The sequence below is a fragment of the Streptomyces coryli genome, assembly GCF_011044975.1.
In the GTDB taxonomy this organism is placed as follows: domain Bacteria; phylum Actinomycetota; class Actinomycetes; order Streptomycetales; family Streptomycetaceae; genus Streptomyces; species Streptomyces coryli.
Map to the genome: position 1 here is coordinate 1 of NZ_JAAKZV010000476.1, position 2610 is coordinate 2610.

Annotated in this window: 1 protein-coding gene; it reads left to right on the plus strand. The window is 72.0% G+C overall.

The window, feature by feature from the left end:
• Window positions 1-2585, plus strand: a 2585-nt coding sequence (locus G5C51_RS41415; protein WP_165246020.1) for a lysylphosphatidylglycerol synthase transmembrane domain-containing protein, incomplete at its 5' end; no start/stop codon positions are given.
• Window positions 2586-2610: the final 25 nt, after the last annotated feature.

The following is a 2610-nucleotide window of genomic DNA, read 5'->3' on the forward strand; positions in this document are numbered from 1 at the left end:
AGCCCGCCCCGCCCAGTACCACCGTCCGGGTCGCCGACGCCATAGAGGGCGACGAGCCGCTGCTGCCGGCGCGGGTGCACCGCCCGTCCGACCTGATCCGGATGCTGCTCGGACTGCTGGCCATCGCCGTGCTGCTGGCGCTCGCGGCGGTCGCGCAGCAGACCACGCAGGGCATCAGCGACGACATCAACCGCGCCGACGTACCGGTGTGGATCAGCGTCGGCGGCTTCATCGCCTCCGTCGCGGTGCTCGCGCTCCCGGTGATCTTCGCGGTCGAGCGGCTGATCAAGCGGGACGGCCTACGGATCGCCGACGGCGTGCTCGCGGCCGTCCTCGCCCATGGCGTATCCCTCGCGATCGCGCTCTGGGTCGCCGAGGCCGCGCCGGACTCGATCCTGCACGCGCTCACCAAGGCCAAGCCCAGCGGCGACGGCCAGACCGACCCGGTGCACGGCTACATCGCCCCGGTCGTGGCGTACATGACGGCGGTCGGCATGACCCGCCGCCCCGGCTGGCGGGTGCTGATGTGGGCGGTCGTGGCGCTCGATGTGGTGGCGGTGCTGGTCGGCGGCTATACGACGCCGTTCGCGATCACCCTCACCGTCCTGATCGGGTGGACCGTCGCGTACGGGACGATGTACGCCGTCGGGTCCCCGACCGTTCGCCCCACCGGCCGCAATCTGCTGGCCGGCCTGCGCCGCATCGGCTTCCGCCCGGTCAGCGCGCTGGTCCCGGAGGAGCCGGTGCCCGGCACCGCCGCCGCGGCCGCCTCGGACGCGGAGAACGCCGACCGCGGCCGCCGCTACGTGGTCACCCGCGAGGACGGCCCGCCGCTGGACGTCACCGTCGTCGACCGCGAGCACCAGGCGCAGGGCTTCTTCTACCGCGCCTGGCGGCGGCTCTCGCTGCGCGGCATCTACCAGCGCCGCAGCCTGCAGTCGCTGCGCCAGGCCCTGGAGCAGGAGGCGCTGCTGGCGTACGCGGCCATCGCCGCCGGCGCCAACGCACCGAAGCTGGTCGCCACCTCCGAGCTCGGCCCGGACGCGGTGATGCTCGTCTACGAGCACCTCGGCGGCCGGACGCTGGACCAGCTCGAGGACGAGGAGATCACCGACGAGCTGATGCTGAGCACCTGGCGGCAGGTGGAAGCGCTGCAGTCGCGGCGCATCTGCCACCGGCGGCTGGATGGCGACGCGATTCTGGTGGATCGTTCCGGCACGGTCTTCCTCACCGATCTGCGCGGCGGCGAGATCGCGGCCGGCGACCTGGTGCTGCGGATGGACATCGCGCAGCTGGTCACGACCCTCGCACTACGGGTCGGCGCGCAACGTGCGGTGGCCGCGGCGGTGCAGGTACTCGGCCCCGACGCGGTCGCGGACAGCCTGCCGCTGCTGCAGTCGATCGCACTGACCCGGTCGTCGCGGGTGGAGCTGCGGCGCCGCTCACGGGAGCGGTCGGAGCGGCAGCGCGAGGCGGTGCTGGAGGCGTCGAAGGCCCGTAAGGAGATCAAGGCCAAGGAGCACGGCCGGAAGGCGCTGAAGGCCGAGAAGAAGGCGATCGAGGACGCGCTGGACGAGACCCGCGAGGAGGATCTGCTCACCCAGATCCGCCACGAGGTGCTGCGGATAAGGCCGCAGGCGGCGGTGGAGCCGGCCCGTCTGGAGCGGATCAAGCCGCGCACGCTGGTCACGGTGATCGCGGGCGTCTTCGCGGCGTACTTCCTGCTGTCCCAGCTCACCCACGCCAACCTCGGCACGATCATCACCGAGGCGAAGTGGCACTGGGCGGCGCTGGCGCTGGTCTTCTCGGCGCTGACGTATCCGTCGACGGCGCTGGGCCTGCTCGGTTTCGTACCGGAGAAGGTGTCGTACGCGCGGACGGTGCTGGCGCAGGTCGCCGGTTCGTTCGTGAAGCTGGTGGCGCCGGCGGCGGTGGGCGGCGTCGCGCTGAACACGCGCTTCCTGCAGCGGTCGGGCGTGCGCCCGGGGCTTGCGGTGGCGAGCGTGGGGGCGTCGCAGCTCTTCGGGCTCGGGTGCCATGTGCTGCTGCTGATGACCTTCGGTTACGTCACGGGGACCGAGCGGACGCCGTCGCTGTCCCCGTCGCGAACGGTCATCGGCGGGCTGCTGGCGGCGGCGGTGCTGGTGCTGGTGGTCACTGCCGTACCGTTCCTGCGGAAGTTCGTGTCGACGCGGGTGCGATCGCTGTTCGCGGGTGTGGTGCCGCGGATGCTGGACGTGGTCCAGCGCCCGCAGAAGCTGGCGTCGGGCATTGGCGGCATGGTGCTGATGACGCTGTTCTTCGTGCTGTGCCTGGATGCGTCGGTACGGGCTTTTGGCGGGGAGCTCTCGTTCGCGAACGTCGCGGTTGTTTTCTTGGCGGGTAACGCGCTGGGGTCCGCGGCGCCGACGCCGGGCGGTGTGGGCGCGGTGGAGCTGGCGCTCACGGCGGGCCTTACGGCGGCGGGGCTGCCGTCGGACACGGCGCTGTCGGCGGTGCTGCTCTTCCGGCTGCTGACCTTCTGGCTGCCGGTGCTGCCGGGGTGGCTTAGCTTCTCGCACTTGACGCGCAAGGGTGCGATCTAGGGCTGCGGGGCTGTACCCACCCGCC